Raw genomic sequence first — 17,518 nt, forward strand, 5'->3', positions numbered from 1 at the left:
ACAAAGCTCCCTATCGTTTCTTCCTGGCTCATCCTATTGCCACGGATACCTTAAACTTTGTCGCAATAAACTCCCAAATCCGGTCGACCTTGCTCAAAGGGCTAAATTGCCCATAAAATATAACAGTAAACCAACTATTTAGGATAGTTTATTAGGCTTTCCTCAAGTTATAGTTGTATTTTTTGGAAATATAAACAGTAATTTTTTTATTTACTCCTCTGTCAAACCCGGTTTATCCGGTTCTTCTTCCATGATATAATATAACAAATTCGGTAACGGAGGAACTTTGTAATGACAAAAAGAACAACTAATTCCCTATACTTTAATATCAAAGAACAATTGCTAAAACAGATTCAATCCGGCGTTTACGCAGTCGGTGAGAAGCTTCCGACCGAAGCCGATCTCTGCAAAATGTTCTCCGCCAGCCGCACAACGATCCGCCTCGCGCTCAGCGAGCTTGAGGTTCAAGATATTCTGGAGCGACATCAAGGAAAGGGCACGTTCGTCAAACGCAAGGAGCTTCACCTGGTGCAGACACGAAGCTTTGCGGAGGACGTGCTGATGAGCGGCAAAGAACCCACCGGCAAAGTGATTGAATCCAAAGTAATCCCTGCCGAAATGCCGTTAAACGAATTTTTGCAGGTTCCGCTAAAGGCTCCCATCAATGAGCTGCTGCGGGTGCGATACGCCGACAACGAGCCGCTTCTCTATGAGACCACCTATATCCCGTGGAGTCTTGCTCCCGGTCTGGCCAGTGAATATACCGACGGCTCTTTGTTCGACTTTCTGGAGAGCCGGTACAATTTGAAAGCCCATCGGTCCGTAGAGCAGTTGAAGCCGGTTCTTGCGGACAAGACGGCGAGCAAGCTGCTCGGCGTCAAGGAGGGCTCTCCTTGCCTTCAGGTCAAGACCTTCACTTATTTGGCGGACAACACCCCGCTTGAATACAGCTTCGGCGTATTCCGCGGAGATTTTCCAAGTTATACGATTGAAAGACATTTCTAAAAAGGGACGATGGTCGTGGCGCAGTTTCGCCGATCATCTTCGGAGCTTAAAAAAAAGAGGGGGGCGTGCCGAATGCATGCCCCCGGCTCATGATAGCGGAGAGGAGGATGAATATCCTCCTCTCTTCGCTTATTCTTTGATAATCTCGAAATACCGGCCCATCCAGTATGGCAGTGTGAAGACCGAGCCGGCTTCTATGTTGCCCGACTTGTAATTATAGCTTGGGTTCGCCCCTGTGGTCTGATTGTCGCTCTCGAACGGATTTGAGTTATTTTTAATAATGCGTCTTTCATCAGGGGCAAGAGCGTAATTGGTCTGCTTGTAATCGTCACGGTCGCCAGGCTCAATATAGAATACGTCCTGCCGATTCCATTGAACCGGGAACTGGATCTGATATTCGGGGAACCGATACAGGAACCGGACTGCCGCCTCCAAATCGACATCTGTCTTGTCCGGATGCGCCAATTGATACAGGAAGGTGTAGAACGGATTCTCTTCCCTTACTTCATTGGAATACCATTGATCATAAGCTTCGACAATTTGGGCGTGCTTGCTCTCGTCCTCTTCCAGTGTAATCAGCACAAACACCGGGAACCAGCCTAGCTCTTCATCCGAGTAATTAATATATTGGGTCCAGTCATTATGCAGCGTCGCATTGGTATTGGTGCTGTCGCCTACATTGGCTTCCGTTACCACTTGATTATCGTTGTCGTCGTAAGCATTGGTCGCCTGACGTACCAGCCTCCGCTCAATGTATTCCTTGGCCATATCCATATAACCTTGTCCATTCACGTAAGGCTCGTCCTTACTATAGCTTCCATTGTAAGCTTGTTCATATGCCAGATCGTATTTCATCGAATCGGCCGGGTAGCTCTTGGCGGTAATATAGCTCGCGACCTTGAGCGCGGACATCACCTCCAGCGCATTAAGCGGACCGTCTTCATAACCGTAGGACAAGGCATCGTCGCCGTTCTCATCTACGCCGACATTGGACTGCCACGCAACCTGCTGCTCCATCGTGCCTAAGCTGTCATTGAAATATTTGGAGAACCATCTGGACCACTGCGTCGATTTGCCTGTGGCGTCTTCGATGTAGTAGTGGTCATCTTTGAGTATCAGCTCCGTCATACGGTGAGTCGTCTCTTCGATCAGAGACTTCAGCTCCAGCAACTCGGGATCTGTGCTGTCGCCTATCAAATACTTGTAAGCCGTATAGAACATGGCGTAATGGCCGTCTACTTCATCCGACGAGGTATCTGCCTTGTACACAATCTGATTCATGTCGATGTGGCCGTCCACAATTGCGCTGGCCGGGAACAAATCGTTAAAGAATTCCGGTATCTGCTCATACACAGGAGCTGTCAGTTGGAACAAAGGCTTGTTGCTTTCTCCCGTCGTTTTATCTTCCTTCGCATCTTTGTTGTTCGTAGCCGCCGTGATAACGGGCAGCACCTGATATACCGCACCGGTTACCGTTGTCGCCACTTTGGTCTTGATGTCCGTTCCCAGCTTCTGTCCTTCAGGCCGCGTCTTGTTAAGCTCATCAATCGCTTCTTGGCTGAGTCCAAGCCCATTGTAGTTCATTACATCCGTCCCGCCGCTCGGGAACAGTGTGGAGCCCTTCTTGCTCTCCGCATCCTTGGTCACCCGGACCATTGAATAACCAATCGGCTCTACGCCGTCATTACGCTGCATACTAGGAATAATGCCATTGGGATTGACCATGCCCGGTCCAACGAAATTTTGGAACCAAAAGCCGTTCTGTGACTGGTAGCCGTACACCGAGTTGCCTACGGTAGCCGCCCCGGCTTCGCTGGTCAGCATATAGGAACGGGCCGGAAAGCCATTGCCGCGGCCGGATACATAGTCAAGCAACAGGACGGCCTTGGTTGCTCTGAGCGCCGCCGCTTTCGCTTCGGCGATTTCTGCCGCCTGATCCGCTGCCGGGCTTGCGCCGTATTCTTCTTGCAAGGCTTTGTACCGGAATACTTCACCCATGGCGTACATCGTTGTCCACAGGCCGTCGTTATCGCTCGTTGAAGGGGTCGAAGAGAACTTTCCTGTCAGAGAATTGTAGTTCACCGCATCAAACGAGCTGTCCGTTTCGGTAAAGGTGAAGTTGGTGTCGTGGACCATGCCGCGCCGGTCAAGAATCGACTGTACCAAATCCTCATAGACAAACGATTTCTCATGCAGTGTTTTTTCCGGCATGGCAATATGGGTCACGCCGCTTGCCGTGCGCGCCCAGATGCCTCCCTCGCCATCGCTGGCAAGAGCGGTCACGTTGTCATCTCCACCATAGAGATACCTTGGACCCGCCATATACTGCACAATATCCTTTGTATCCTCCGCACTGAAATTGACCCGTTGCAGCCCGTTCTCCGTCCCAATCCAGTAGACTCCGCCTTCGTCCAGAACCACGCTTGTAACATCACCGAGCACCGAGAGCGGCAGAAATTTCAAGACGCTGGTATCCGTAGTCCACTCGATGCTAGGGATGGAGGCGGACCCTGTCTTGTAATACGTCACTTCCTTCGTCTGTACGGCCTTGAGTTGAACAGCAGAATATTGAGCGCCAGGCAGCTTTGCCGCCCAGGCGGGTGTTGTCGGCAGTACAAACAGCATAGCGGCCATCATTGCGCCTGTTATCAGCTTGCCGTGTTTCTTCATCATATATATCCCCTTTCCTGTTCCTGATTCGGATTTATTGCGCAATCCCTACTGATAAATATGGGATACACCGGTTGTCGTAACGGCAAATACGCCCGCGCCTCCATCCGAAATCAGCAGCAGTACCTTGTCATCCGTCAATTGCCGATCTGCCGTCGTGTACGACTTCATTTCATTCGTCGAGAGCTGTATACGGGTTACGCCATTATCCGTCCCGATCCACAAATACGTGCGGGCGTCATTGAGGACGGAGGTATTGACTCCACGCAGGGAGGCGAACAGGGATGGCTTGACCGTAAACTGATAGTTAACCAAGGTGATGGCGTTAACCAGATCGGGCATATCAATATCCGAATTGGCGATTGAAGGGGTGTATGAAGGGTCTTGCAGGAAGGCGAGATACTGCTTAACGGTGCCTTCCGCTCCCGTAGATGCGAAGGAGCTAAGCGCGTTAGCATAGCTGTAAAGCTCGGTAGCTTTATCCTTGACGGGTTCCTCTGTCACAGGCTTCTCGGGTTCAGGTTCTTCGGTTACCGGATTTTGAGGTTCAGGTTCTTCGGTCACCGGATTTTCAGTTACCGGTTCTCCGGTGGAAGGGTCCGTTACAGCTGTTCCTCCCGTACCCGTTGACGATGATGTCACCACGTTGCCGAGGCGGTCTATCGTTTGTCCATTGATGATTACGGTATCGACGTTCATAATCAGCTTGTCCGGCATGGAAGGAAGGGAGACACCCGGTGAGTTGATGATCGCCGTTTGGATTTTGCCTGTTCCCGTTACCGTTGTGGCGGCATCGAAGAGGATCGACCCCACGGTTGTATCCTTGGCCAACTGGATTTTCGATCCCCCGGCTTCCTTGGACACGTTAAGCCCATCGACTCGGCCGCTCTCAAGCGTGAAGCTGGATTTGCCGTTCATATTCAGCTGCTTCACATTCCCGTACAGCGAAACAGCTTTCCCGCCGTTCGTCAATAAATGAAGACTGCCGATGGCATTCTCCGACTCATTGACAATCACGCTCTCGGAAGAAACATCTATGGCATTCGCAGACGCAGATCCTTTGAACACAACCCTTACAGGAGCCTTCGGTTTATTGATCTGCATGTGATTAACGGCGCTGTCGGTCAGTGTAATGCTGTGTGTGCCGCCGCCGTTGACATATACGACGCCGCCGATCCGGGCATTGACGAGATTGAGATCCCCTTCTCCTACCCCCGGTGTAATGTACAAGCTGCCGGTGAGATTCAAATTAGACAACGTGGCACCCGCCGTGTTGACAATCAAATTGCCTCCAGCCATATTGGCGTGATCGGCGCCGTCGGATACGAGTGCGCCCATGGCGTTATTGATCATCTTTACCGCTTCGGCACGAGTGAGAGACTTCTGCGGCAGAAAAGCACCCGAAGGCGTTCCGGCCACATAACCCGCTTTCTTCATGGCGTATATGGCCTCTTTAGCCCAAACGGAAATGGAAGAGTCGTCGGAGAACGAAGCGCTGACCGGTTCAGTTGCCGTTATCTGGAACACTCGGCTGAGAATGAGCGCCGCTTTTTCCCGGGTTAAAGTTTCGAGCGGGTTAATCTTGCCGTCGCCGCTGCCGATAATGGCGCCCGCCGCCACGGCTTTACCGATTTCAGGGGCATACCAAGCCGCAGACGGTACATCATCGAAGGTCTGCCCGCTTATCTCGTTGAAGTTAAAAATACGATTGATTAATGCGACAAACTCCGTTTTCTTGATCCCGTCATTCGGTAGAATACGGCCTTCCTGATCCCCCTTCAGCAGTCCAAGGTTTTTCCAGGATTCAATCTCCTCCGAAGCCCAGGCGGGAATCGTTTCTGTTGTCTCTGCGGATACATCGGCAGCGTACGCAAATGCCATCGTTGACGTTAAGGCAATCGCGGCAAATGCCTGTTTCCATTTGAAACTCATATGCGCTCCTCCTTATCATTCCGGTCTTTTTTCTCAAGCAATACAGCCTGACCTGCTCTTCCATTCCGATAATTCAACCTTGTTGTGTATTAAGCTTGTACGACTTCTTGTCACCCCCATGTAATGTTTTCGATGTTATTGTAGTAACATTTACACACATTCTATTTTTAATCATAATAAGTTGTCAATAGCTATATTCCAGAACCAACGAGTGATTTTTTATAGAAGATTACATTTGAAAAATATCCCAATTTCTTTGTTTTCCTTCGATTTTTACCGTTATATATAGGATAATCGGATTGAATTCAAACGAATTTCCTTAGCTGAAATTCTATGATTCACAAGAAAAATGTCACGAAAAATAGATTGACATACGGGGTGCTATCATCAATAATACAAATTATATTGTTACTACAAATTACAAACTATCTGATTGGAAAATCACAAATCCCCTCTTTGTGTGTTAGCTATTTTAACATTAGCGGTGTGTAATCTTCACCCTATAAACCGATTTGATCCAAAGGAGTGGTTATTGAATGAAGAAGTGGATGAGTGGACTGATTGCCGTTGCGTTGACTACGGCCATAGCGGGATGTTCCGGCTCCGCCGCCAAAGATGACAGTGCAGGCAACAGCAGCGGCGACAGCAAGAAAACGCAAACCCTTCGTATTGCAATGGGGTCTCCGGGCGAGGCGTTGATTAAAGTTTGGGAAGAGATTGGCAAGGAATTCGAGAGCCAGCATGAGGGCATCAAAGTCGAATTCAATTATCAGGATGATGACACTTATCAAACGATTGGCCTTCCCAATCTGCTAAGCGGCAAAAATGCCCCCGATTTGTACTTCGAATGGGCCGGACAGCGGCTGCAAACGCGGGTGAACGATGGCTACGCCGCAGATATTACCGAACAGCTCCAAAGCTCCGGACTGAAGGACATGTTCGCGGATGGAAGCTTCAACGGAATGAGCTTCGACGGCAAGACCTATATGATTCCGACGGCGGGCGATGTAACCAACGTGATTTTTTATAATAAGAAAATCTTCAGTGATCTTGGCCTTGAACCGCCGACAACCTGGGATCAGTTCCTTGAGGTGTGCGAGAAAATCAAACAGGCCGGCATTACACCGATCATGATCGGCAACTCGGATTTGTGGACGGCGGGCAACTGGGTTGGACATATTCTTTCACGGGTCGTTGGCGAGGACGCCTACAGCGAGGCACTGCAGTTGAAGCAGCCGTTCAATTCACCTGATTTCGTCAAAGCATACGGCTATGTTCAAGAGCTGTGGAATAAAGGATACATCAACGACAACGTCAACGCCTTGGGAGACAGCGAAGCGGACATGTTATTCCTGAATGGCAAGAGCGCCATGCACCCCATCGGAAGCTGGATTGTCCCAACCGCAATCGAGGAAGCGCCTGACCTGGAGCTAGGCTATTTCAATACTCCATCCTTTGCAGATGGCAAAGGCAACCAGAACAGCATCATCGGCGTGCTTAACGGGATGGTCGTCAACAAAAATTCCAAGCTTATCAACGAGGCCATCGAGTTCATGAAGCTCTACAGTTCCGCCGAATCATCCAAGAAACTCTCCGCCGCCGGCGCCGTTCCGATCACCAAAGACGGCATCGACAGAGACTCAACTCCCGAGCTTTCGCTCAGCTTGAACGATTTGATGGAGAATGCCCCTGTACTTGTGTCGCCGCCCGACACCGGATACTCCATCGAGGTGGCAAATGCGCTGAATACGGCTACCTCTGAGGTCATCGGGGGAGCAAAATCGCCTGAAGATGCGCTGGCCGAATTGGAAACCACCATTACTCCGCTCAAAAATAAATGAAGCCAACCATTACTGTATGAAAGATTGGGGCCGCCAAGTCCACCCTGGCGCGGCGGCTCCCTTATTCATTCCCTGGAGGTGGACCGATGTCCGGCCATAGCAATAAGCTCTCTCCCTACCTGTTCGTCTCTCCGGCCATCCTGTTGTTTGCGTTTACTGTGCTTGTACCCATCATCATGACCTTCGCCTTCAGCTTCTTTGATTGGAACGGCATCGGCGCCATGCATTTCATTGGCCTCGACAACTATGCCCGGGCATTTCAGGACCGGATTTACCTCCGTTCTTACGGACATACCCTTATCTATATCGCCGCCACTGTATTTGTTGAAGTTCTGGTCGGACTCGGCCTTGCCGGATTGATTACGATGGGACGCAAGGGCAGCGGTTTTTTCCGGCTTGCCATCTTCACACCCATGATGCTGCCAATGATTGTCGTGTCTTATTTATGGAAATTCGTGTACAACTCCGACTTCGGATTGATTAACTCTTTTCTGACGAAGATTGGTCTGGAAAGCTGGACCCGCGTCTGGCTGGGAAATCCCGATACGGCGCTTTATGCCATCTGCATCGTCTCCGGTTGGGTGTATGCGGGTTTTTATATGACTATTTTTTATTCAGGCATTCAGCGGATTTCCAAAGAGATTTATGAATCGGCCTATCTCGACGGCGCAACCGAATGGCAAATCTTCTTCAAAATCAAAGTGCCAATGATCCGCAATCTGGTGGAGACCGGCATCATGCTATGTGTGCTTACCGGATTTCAATCCTTCGATTTGTTCTACGTTATGACGAATGGCGGGCCATATAATTCAACGGAAATTGTCACGACCTATCTCGTCAAAGTCGTCTTCACCCATATGAGCATCGGCTATGGCTCCGCGCTGGCCGTCATCATGACGCTTGTCATCGCCATTATCGGCCTCGTTGCCGGCAAGCTGACCAAGAAAGACTCCGACGTTCTGGAATATTAAGATGAAACGTCTGGCGGTATCCGTATCCAATAGCCCCATGACAGGCGCACAGCTTTTAACTCTTTTATCTTAGAAAGTGAGGTGCTGTTGCATGACGACAACTGCGCTGAATGTCAATAAAACCGTCCATAGCGGTGAAAAAGCGGCCCGCCGCAGGAAGCTATCCGGCATTTTGTATTACCTGTTCATGATCGCGATATCATGTATTTATTTTTATCCGATTATCTGGCTCGTTCTCTCCTCCTTCCGGGAAAATCGGGATATCTTCTCGTCCCCCTTCGGGCTGCCGGAGCAAATCCGGTTCAGAAATTGGTCGGAGGCATGGAATATCGGCAATATGAGCACCTATGCCAAGAACAGTGTGATTGTCACTTCGGCTACAGTTGTCTGCATCCTGCTGTTCGCCAGCCTGGCGGCATTCGCCTTCAGCAAGCTGCGCTTTCGGGGAAGCGGCCTTCTGATGACGCTGTTTCTCCTTGGATTGTTTATGCCGCTTCAGTCCTTTTTTATTGCGCAGAGCTATATTTTCGAGCGGCTAAGTTTGAAAGATACGTATCTGGGACTGATCGTGCCGTATATTGGAACCGGTCTTCCTCTCGCCGTGTTCCTGCTGAAAGCCTATCTGGATTCAGTGCCAAAGGAATTGATGGAGGCCGCCCGGATGGACGGCTGCGGCGACTTCCTGATGTACCGGAAGATCATCGTTCCGCTGCTGATTCCGAGTATGGCCACGGTGGGTATTTTTTCGGCGTTGAATGCCTGGAACGAGCTGCTGCTGGCGATGCTCTACATCCAACAAGACGCGCTGAAGACGATTCCGGTCGGTCTGCTGGCTTTTTCCAGCCGCTACATGACTGATTACAAGCTGTTGTTCTCGGCGCTGGCGCTGATTACCCTCCCGATGATTGTGGTCTACATCTCCTTTCATCGTTTCATCGTCACGGGTTTGACCGAGGGCGCATTGAAATAGTAGACCGGATGAATGAGTTAAGTCCTCCCCTGTTTTGCAAAAAATGCCGAACACTGCTCAATACTCGTCAGATGCCCAGGCGAAAACGCTTCTCTCCGAGGGAGGACAAAAAAATCCCGGTCCACGTGGACCGGAATTCATGTATCACCAAAAGGCGGCAAGAGATTATTGACCCGCAAAAGCTGTCTGTCCGGAATCCTGCTCCGCCAGTGATTTGGAGCTGTCCGCCGAGCTGTCAGCCTGTTCGAAATAGGCTGTGAACGAGATGTTGGCGGTGATAACGCCCGGGAGCTTCTGGGCACCGCCGCTGTCTGCCGACCGCTGAAAGGAGAAGGAGTCGACATTGACAATCCGGGGCAGACTCTGGAGCGCCTGCATCCAGTTGTATATGCCGGTATAGTCGCCCTCCACCACGGCTGTCATATTGAGCTGTTTGACTGTCGGGAAGGCGGCGGTGCTGGACCCCGTCATCTCCTGAATCGGATTCTTGTCGCCGACCGTGAAGCTGACGTCCTTGAGCCGGGTGCCGGTGAGGGTCCCGATCGCCCGCAGATCCAGAATCAGCTGCTCACTGTTGTCGCCTTGGGGAAGCTGCGCGAGAAGCTCCGCCTGCTCCGTATCCCTGGAAGCATCGCTCTTTCGTTCATCGATCTTCTTCTCCAGGAGCGCGTTCTGGTCGTTCAGTTGGGAGAGCTCCGTCTCCTGTTCGCCAAGCTTCCGGTTGGCGGGCTGTATGCCGAGCATGTACAAGGCCAACAGCAGCAAAAATAAAATCAGCATTCCCAAAATAATCGGCGACCGGTATTTATTGATTTGTTCCACTGCCATCCCCTCCTCCGCTCTCTGTGCTGCCGCCCGAACCCGCTGCCGCAGCGGCTGCGGCGGATGATGCCTCTGCCATATTCACCCGGTACACCGCAGTGTAGACGCCGGCGGATGATGAGGCGGTCCCGGAAGTCCCGGCTGCCGTATCGCCTTCCGTAAGCTTCTGAATGACAGCGTCCACCGTAAAGGACATTGTCCGCAATTTCGCCAGATACATAGAGGCTTCTTCCATGCTGGAAACTCTAACGCTCAGATCGATGGATGTCCGGTATGAATAGTTGACGGTGCGCAGCGCGCTGCCCGCCGGCAGTCCATCGGCCAGCTCCTTCAGCACAGATACAATGTTCATCTTGTACTTCAGAATTTCCTTGATCGCCGCTTGCCGGTTCAGCGGACCGGAAGTCCCGTTCAGCTTGGCCAGCTCGGACTGGAGCATGATGGAGCGGTCCTGCGCGCCCTGTATCTGCTGCTCATTGTCCGATATGCTCCCCTTGTCCGTCGCATAAAAAATGCCGGTCAAGATCGCCCCCACCAGCCATAGTCCGGCCAGAGCCGTAGCCAAATAGGGGAACAGAGCCGCTTCCCGGTCCTCCCGGGGGAGCAGATTGATATTCAAAGGCCCTCTGCCCCGCAGCGCTGCGCCCGCAGCCACCCGGTAATCGTTAAGCTCCGGATCGGGCACGGCGCCATCGGACAGATGGTCAAAACCGATCATCGAAATCTCCAGCTCGGTCAGCGACTGCTTCAGTTCCTCATAGAGCTGGCGGCGGACGCTTCGAGAGCCTGCAATCAGCACATTCCTGATCCGGGTGCTTCCGTCATGCAGGCTGTACTGATAGAAGTTCAGCATGCGCGAGATTTCGGCGGTAATCTCCACCATGTGACCGGGTGACAGCGCATCTCCGGAGACTTCGGACGCCGCTGCGGCCTCTTCAGAAAATGCCGGATCGATGTCAGGTTCGGATTCGGACAATTCAGACGTGTAGCCGCCATTCAGATCAATCTGATTAATCGTCCGGATGAACACCGGATTGCCGCTGCGGAACATATAGACATCCAGCACCGCATGTTCCATGCTGATCAGCATGGTCTCCTCGAACACGGCCTGCTGTCCAAGCGTCAGACTTCGGGCAAGCGCCGTCGCCGCGATCTCCACACTGCTGATTCGCAATCCCGCGCTTTCCAGCACATCGATATAGTCCTGAATCGGCTTGCGAGGCGCCGCAAACACCAGAAGATGGCTGTTCTCCTCGTCCACATCGGTCGTGACATAATCGTACACGGGATTTTCAAAAGGCAGATGCAGCCCCGTCTCCACCTCAAGCTTCACCAATTGATCAACCTGCTTGGGGTTGGTGCTCGGAATGCTCATTTTACGGATAATAATCTGTGAAGGCGGGATCGACAGGGCAACCCTGCTGCCCCGAAGTCCCTCCGATTTCACCCACGACTTGACTCGTTCCAGCAGCGCGGCGCTATCCGCCACCTGGTTCTCCACGATCAGGCCCGGCGGCAGAGGGAGATACCGCTTCTTGCGGACTTCCCATGACTTTCTGTTCTTTAAGCTGATGAAGCGGATTCCCGTCTGCTCAATCGCAAGACCGGCCGCGGGGTACATAAATCCAAGCATGTGCGCCATAATCCTCCTAACGGATAAGCGAGAGATACCCGCCGATAATCTGTGAGCCGTAGCCGAATGCGATCAGCGCGCCAGCTGCCAGCCATGGACCGAACGGAACCGGCTGCCCGCGCTTCACGATTCCGAGCAGTTGAAGCGATCCGCCTGCCAGCGTACCCAGCAGACAAGCGGCAAAGAAAGCAAGCAGCACGCCCGGGATACCGATCACCAGCCCCAGCAGCGCGAACAGCTTGAAATCGCCTACGCCCATTCCGCCGAACCAGGCGAAGGGGAGAATCAGCGCCGCCCCGACAACCGCGCCCAGCAGATGCACCCAGACCGGCCCTTCCGAGTGCAGCAGTGTGAGCACAGTCAGCACCGGCAAAAAAAAGAGCAGCACCTTATCCGGGATCAGCATATATTTCAGATCAGCCACCGTTACGATGACGGCCAGACTGGACAGCGCAAGCGCCGTTATTCCCTGGACGGTCAGGCCGAACTCCAGATAGGACCACAAGAACAGCAGTCCCGTTGCAAGCTCGCCCAGCGGATAGAGCGGGGATACGCTCGCGCCGCAGTGGCGGCATTTGCCTCCGCTGACCAGCCAGCTGAACACCGGAATCAGGTCCCTCGCCTTCAGGCGCGTCCCGCAGCCGGTGCAGTGCGACGGCGGATGAAGCAGCGATTCCCCGGCCGGCACCCGCAGCGCGACGACATTATAGAAGGAGCCCAGAATCAGTCCGAGCAGCGTCATGTAAACGGCAAGTATTATTGTCATGGCTTGTTTGTTTCCTGTTCCTGAGGGAGTAGGCCAGGATGGTAGAGCAACTTCGGAACTTTGGACTTCCGGCCGCTGTTGTTCGCGGATTTCTTATCTTAGTAGAGTTCAAGGTTGAAATCCGCTCACAAAGGCGGTCGCTGCCGCTCCTCCAGTTCCAAATTTCCTGCGTTGCTTCTCATCCTGGTAGATGAGTGTTGTTTAAAAAAGGAATCGGAATGGTCCGATTCCTAGAAGCCAAAGATGTATATTACTTAGTACTTGCAGGTTTGGCAGCTATTACTTCAGCTGGAGAAAATGTTTTGGCCGAACTCATTCCATCGACTGTTAAAGAAAAGCCACTCAATTGTCCACTTGGATTAAAAGTAACAGTCCCACCAGTAATTGCTCCTTTTGTACTTGGTAAAACAAGATTTGAGTCCAAATATCCTGCATGCACTAAATCATTAGAATTATCAGCATCAGCATCATTAACCGTAATCGTCCGATCAGTAAAGTCTCCATCAGTGCTAGTAATATAGAGACGCGCTGCATCATAAATCTGTCGAGCAGTAGCTACGTCAGAGTCGGATTTTGTATTGGAGATTATATTCCCAATCAACGGAATCGCAATAACCGCGATAATCCCCAAGATCACGATAACCGCCAACAACTCAATCAGAGTAAACCCCTTCTGATTCTCTTCCTTGCTCAATCTCTTTTTAATTGCATTTGCCAACATTTGATTTCCTCCCACTATAAATTAATAAAATCTCTTGTTTACTCACTCTTTCTCGGATTTTCACTCATTGACAGATCGAGAGATGGAGAAGTCATGTAAGGATGACATTATTTTCTGGAGGAGCCGGTGGCGGGAATAGAGGTCGGGGGATTATTTCCAACCCTTAGATAATTCCTCTGATCGCACCTTGGATATCCACACCTTCTTTTGACGGCTTACCCTCCCATGTCACGCTGGGTCTTAGCCCTTACATTCCTTCGTTCTGCCTCTCAAAAGGTGGACGCCGTTTCTTGCTCCTTTACAGGGTCGTTGCCCTTATGGAATAATTCCTACGGCTGCTCCGTGCTTCCGTTGTCTTGGCTCATTCCGGTCCGGCGGTAAACATGAATTCGGTTTGGCTTAAGCTGCCATCTGTAACTGAGCCTGACGCACCGGCCCTAACACGTCGTTTGCGTTGTACGGAACCTGCTTGGTTCCGAGCGTATGAAGCACGCGAATGAGCTTCCCACACAAGGCTACAAGGGATTGCTTTTTCTTGAGCGGATTTTGACTTCGCTTGGTGAAATACTGGTGCAGTGCCTTAAACTCGGCGTTCTTTGCCACCATGGGCATCACCGCCCGGAACAGCAGCGCCCTTAGGCGTGCGCGTCCACGTTTAGTAATACTGGATTTGCCCTTTTTCTTTCCCGAACTGTTCTCCTTGAGGTTTAGTCCGGCGAGCCGAATAATCTGCTGTCCATGCTCGTAACCGCTCAGATCCCCGACTTCGGCGAGAAACCCTGCCAACGTAACTACGGCTACGCCCGGAACGGTAAGCATCTCTTTCGTTCCCGGAATTTGAGCAAGGAGACGTTCCACCTCGGCCAGAATCTCTTCGAGTTGTCTGGCGAACATCTCATACTGCTCCAGAAGCGTCTTGATCTCCACTTTCGCTCCGGGAAGTCCTTCCGTAAGCCCGATGGAACGCCTCGCCGTTTCCATGAGGTGCAGCGCTCGTTTCGCCCCTACGGCTCGTTTTACGTCTTTTTTCCACCGCTGGACAATGGCCTCTGTGCCCATCTCTACGATTTCTCCTGGCGTTGGAAACTCGCTAAGCGTAATGCGTGATGCCTTGCCTTCCCAGTCTTTGAAGACCTGCGTGTACTCCGGAAAAAAGCGGTCCAGCCAGTTCTGCACCCGTCTTTGCACCTGCCCGAAGTTCACCATGATCTTCTCCCGAAGATTCATGAGAATCCGCAGGTCGGCGTAAACGCTCGTTGGCAGTTTGGGCTCGCTGTACTTCCCGTTTCGCACCAAATCGGCAATGACCTTGGCATCTTTATAGTCATTTTTCGTGGGTGAATTGTCTTCCAGTTCTTTGCTTTTGTGTACGTGATGCGGATTCACAATGACCAAAGGAATGCCCTGCCGCCCTAAATATTCCGCCAGCGTAAACCAGTAGTGTCCGGTGGGCTCAATACCGAAGAGGACGTCACTCTTGGCATGCTCCTGCTGAAGCTCCTTCATCCACTGAACCAGTTGCTCGAGTCCGGCACGGGTATTAGAGAACACACAATCCTTACCCAGTTCGATCCCTCGAAAGTCTATGGCGCGAGCCACATGGGTATCTTTGGCGATATCTGCGCCGACCACGAGGGTATTTTCGGAAATTCGGGTGATTCGTTGATTCTGTTTCTTCGATTGTTTATACTTCATGATAGAGTGCCTCCTATGCTGAAATTGTTCTTTGGTCGGAACGTTTCCCAGTATACAGAAGGCGCTTTTTTCATTCAAACCTCAGATTAATTCATTACAGGAATGGCTCCTAAAATGTTTTGATAAGCAGATGACGTCCGGGAACTAGAACTGCTAATTTTCTCTCTATCGTCAGCACGAAAGACAGCTTCTTCCGCCCGGCGTCACCCCTCTCAAAGTCTTCCTTTTACCCCATATTGCTGTACAGGCTAAACATCGGCAGCATAATGGCCGCTACAATCACACCCACAATGCCCGCCAGGAAAGCAATCAATAATGGCTCCAGCAGCGCCTTCAGCCGGTCAACGGTGTTCTCGACGTCCATCTCGTAGAAATCCGCTACCTTGGCCAGCATCTGGTCGAGCGAGCCGGTCTCCTCGCCGATGGCGATCATCTGCGTGACGAGCGGCGGGAAGACCCAGGCCTTCTTCAGCGGCTCGGACAACGGCTTGCCCTGTCTAAGCGAATCGCCTGCGCTGCGGATGTATTTGCCGATGACCTTGTTGCCCGCGATTTCATCGACGATGGCCAGCGACTGCAAAATCGGAACCGAGCTGGCATACAGCGAGGAGAAGGTGCGCGTGAACTGTGCGATCGAGCCCTTCTGGTTCAGCTTGCCGAACACCGGAACTTTCAGCTTGGCGTAATCGAGGGCGTATGACCCTTTCTCCGTGCGTTTGGCAATCATAAAGGCCGCGATTATGAGAATGATCCCGAGCAACCAGAAATACCACTGCCCCTGTATGCTCTTGCTGAGCGCGAGCACCATCTTCGTAATGGCCGGAAGCTCGGCGTTCATGGATTCGAACATCGTGACGAACTGCGGCACAATCGCCCACAGGAGATAGATGACGGAAGCCACGGCCATGACGGCTACGGTAATGGGATAGGTCAGCGCCGACTTGATCTTCTCGGTCGTCGTATGCTGCTTCTCGAAATACATCGCGAGCCGCTCCAGCGTTCCCTCCAGATCGCCCGATTCCTCGCCCGCGCGGATCATGCTGACAAAGAGCGGAGGGAATATTTTCTTATGATCCTGCACCGCCTGGGAGAACGCGATCCCGCGCAGCAGGCTGGCGTTGACGTCCTGCAGCGCTTTAGCCAGCGGCTTGCTGTCCGTCTGCTCCGCCAGAATGCGGGTCGCATCGACAATGGAGACGCCCGCCCGGATCAGAGTCGCGAACTGCCGGCAGTATATGATGAAATGAATCGTCTTGACGGGATTGCCGATATAAATCTCCATCGACAGAATGGAGTTCTTCTGCTCATTCAGCGAGAAGACGGTGAGTCCGCGTTTGCGAAGCTCCTCCATCGCGGACGGCTTGTCCTGCGCGGTCAGCTTACCCTTCAGCTGCCTCCCGCCGGATGTCCGGACCAGGTACTCAAATTGCGGCATCGACTCTCACCTCCGCCAAATAAGCCTTGGCCGCCGCCGGCTGAATCAGCCCCTGGGCCAAATATTCGCGAATGCTCATATCCAGCGTGTGCATGCCGAGCGACCGGCTGGTCTGCATAACATTCTTGATCTGATGCGTCTTCTCGCTCCGGATCAGGCTGCCGACCGCAGGCGTGTTCACCAGAATCTCCGTTGCGCACAGCCGCCCCTTGCCTTCGGCCCGGGGGAACAGCCGCTGGGATACGACCGCCAGCAGCACCGAAGCCAGCTGCAGCCGGATCTGATTCTGCTGATGGCCCGGAAAAGCATCGATAATCCGGTCAATCGTCTGCGGCGCATCGGAGGTATGCAGCGTCGCCATGACAAGATGGCCCGTCTCCGCCGCCGTAACTGCAGCCGAGATCGTCTCCAGATCGCGCATTTCTCCGACGAGTATGACATCCGGGTCCTGGCGGAGCGCTGCCCGAAGGCCGCTTGCGAAGCTTGCGGTGTCGCTGCCGACCTCGCGCTGGTCAACAATGCAGGTTCCGTGGCGGTGCAGGAACTCAATCGGGTCCTCCAGCGTGACAATATGCTTCCGCTCGCTGCGGTTGATATGGTTCAGCATCGCCGCGAGCGTCGAGGATTTGCCGCTGCCCGTCGGTCCCGTCACAAGGATCAGTCCCTGCGGCTTCATGGCGAGCGACGAGAGAACCGGCGGCAGCGCCAGCCTCTCCAGCGTCGGAATTTCCGCCGGGATGCTGCGGGCCGCAATGCTGACTCCCCCTCGCTGGCGGTACACATTAACGCGAAATCGCACGCCGCCCTCCAGCGGATAGGAGAAGTCGAGCTCGCCCGCTGCGCGGAATTCCTGCTCCCGTTCCGGTCCAAGCAGGTCCAGCGCCATCTGCTCCGCTTCGGCCGGCCCTACGATTCCGCCTTCCGTGTTATGAAGCGCCCCGTCAATGCGAAGCACAGGCGGAGAACCTGTGGAAATATGCAGGTCTGATGCTCTGGAGGAGTAGGCCATATGCAGCAGCTGCACAATGGAACTTGTCGGTATCGGCACTTTCTCTCC

13 protein-coding genes are annotated in these 17,518 nt (G+C 52.6%); 4 read left to right on the forward strand and 9 right to left on the reverse strand.

Features of this window, described 5'->3' with window-relative positions:
• The first annotated feature begins 291 nt into the window (after nucleotides 1-291).
• Nucleotides 292-1,005 carry a GntR family transcriptional regulator gene (locus PSTEL_RS23840; protein ID WP_038699210.1) on the forward strand — a complete coding sequence of 238 codons (714 nt, stop codon included), beginning with the start codon at nucleotides 292-294 and terminating at the stop codon, nucleotides 1,003-1,005.
• A 129-nt stretch (nucleotides 1,006-1,134) separates the two neighbouring features.
• Here PSTEL_RS23840 and PSTEL_RS23845 read toward each other — a convergent pair whose 3' ends face one another.
• Together PSTEL_RS23845 and PSTEL_RS23850 are read right to left on the reverse strand one after the other, a co-directional pair.
• A complete protein-coding gene (locus PSTEL_RS23845) occupies nucleotides 1,135-3,678 on the reverse strand; it encodes a hypothetical protein (protein ID WP_052098920.1) in 2,544 nt (847 codons plus the stop codon).
• 45 nt (nucleotides 3,679-3,723) lie between these two features.
• Nucleotides 3,724-5,607: an S-layer homology domain-containing protein gene (locus tag PSTEL_RS23850; RefSeq protein WP_038699212.1), complete on the reverse strand. Its 1,884-nt coding sequence runs from the start codon at nucleotides 5,605-5,607 to the stop codon at nucleotides 3,724-3,726.
• Nucleotides 5,608-6,143: 536 nt separating this feature from the next.
• Between PSTEL_RS23850 and PSTEL_RS23855 the strand changes: the two genes are divergently transcribed.
• The 3 genes from PSTEL_RS23855 (at nucleotide 6,144) to PSTEL_RS23865 (ending at nucleotide 9,389) form a co-directional block, all read left to right on the forward strand.
• Nucleotides 6,144-7,448: an ABC transporter substrate-binding protein gene (locus PSTEL_RS23855; protein ID WP_038699214.1), complete on the forward strand. Its 1,305-nt coding sequence runs from the start codon at nucleotides 6,144-6,146 to the stop codon at nucleotides 7,446-7,448.
• An 86-nt stretch (nucleotides 7,449-7,534) separates the two neighbouring features.
• Nucleotides 7,535-8,419 carry a carbohydrate ABC transporter permease gene (locus PSTEL_RS23860; RefSeq protein ID WP_218917569.1) on the forward strand — a complete coding sequence of 295 codons (885 nt, stop codon included), beginning with the start codon at nucleotides 7,535-7,537 and terminating at the stop codon, nucleotides 8,417-8,419.
• A gap of 91 nt (nucleotides 8,420-8,510) precedes the next feature.
• Nucleotides 8,511-9,389, forward strand: coding sequence for a carbohydrate ABC transporter permease (locus PSTEL_RS23865; protein WP_038699216.1), 879 nt, complete (start codon nucleotides 8,511-8,513; stop codon nucleotides 9,387-9,389).
• Between the two features lie 165 nt (nucleotides 9,390-9,554).
• Here the strand turns inward: PSTEL_RS23865 and pilO are convergent, their stop codons facing one another.
• The 7 genes from pilO to PSTEL_RS23900 all read right to left on the reverse strand — a co-directional run bounded on the left by pilO (nucleotide 9,555) and on the right by PSTEL_RS23900 (nucleotide 17,509).
• Nucleotides 9,555-10,211: a type IV pilus inner membrane component PilO gene (gene pilO, locus PSTEL_RS23870; RefSeq protein WP_038699218.1), complete on the reverse strand. Its 657-nt coding sequence runs from the start codon at nucleotides 10,209-10,211 to the stop codon at nucleotides 9,555-9,557.
• Nucleotides 10,195-11,844, reverse strand: a complete 1,650-nt coding sequence (gene pilM / locus PSTEL_RS26520; RefSeq protein ID WP_052098921.1) for a pilus assembly protein PilM — start codon at nucleotides 11,842-11,844, stop codon at nucleotides 10,195-10,197. The genes pilO and pilM overlap by 17 nt, the downstream gene beginning before the upstream one ends.
• A gap of 16 nt (nucleotides 11,845-11,860) precedes the next feature.
• Complete coding sequence (locus PSTEL_RS23880; RefSeq protein ID WP_038699220.1) at nucleotides 11,861-12,610, reverse strand: prepilin peptidase; 750 nt, start codon at nucleotides 12,608-12,610, stop codon at nucleotides 11,861-11,863.
• 250 nt (nucleotides 12,611-12,860) lie between these two features.
• Nucleotides 12,861-13,331 (reverse strand): prepilin-type N-terminal cleavage/methylation domain-containing protein, encoded by a 471-nt coding sequence (locus PSTEL_RS23885; protein WP_038699222.1) that lies wholly within the window; start codon nucleotides 13,329-13,331, stop codon nucleotides 12,861-12,863.
• Between the two features lie 399 nt (nucleotides 13,332-13,730).
• Nucleotides 13,731-15,026, reverse strand: a complete 1,296-nt coding sequence (locus tag PSTEL_RS23890; RefSeq protein ID WP_038692930.1) for an IS110 family RNA-guided transposase — start codon at nucleotides 15,024-15,026, stop codon at nucleotides 13,731-13,733.
• A 226-nt stretch (nucleotides 15,027-15,252) separates the two neighbouring features.
• Nucleotides 15,253-16,461, reverse strand: coding sequence for a type II secretion system F family protein (locus tag PSTEL_RS23895; protein WP_038699224.1), 1,209 nt, complete (start codon nucleotides 16,459-16,461; stop codon nucleotides 15,253-15,255).
• Complete coding sequence (locus tag PSTEL_RS23900; RefSeq protein ID WP_425415249.1) at nucleotides 16,448-17,509, reverse strand: type IV pilus twitching motility protein PilT; 1,062 nt, start codon at nucleotides 17,507-17,509, stop codon at nucleotides 16,448-16,450. The genes PSTEL_RS23895 and PSTEL_RS23900 overlap by 14 nt, the downstream gene beginning before the upstream one ends.
• Between the last annotated feature and the right edge of the window lie 9 nt (nucleotides 17,510-17,518).

It is taken from the genome of Paenibacillus stellifer (assembly GCF_000758685.1).
Taxonomy (GTDB): Bacteria; Bacillota; Bacilli; order Paenibacillales; family Paenibacillaceae; genus Paenibacillus_AQ; species Paenibacillus_AQ stellifer.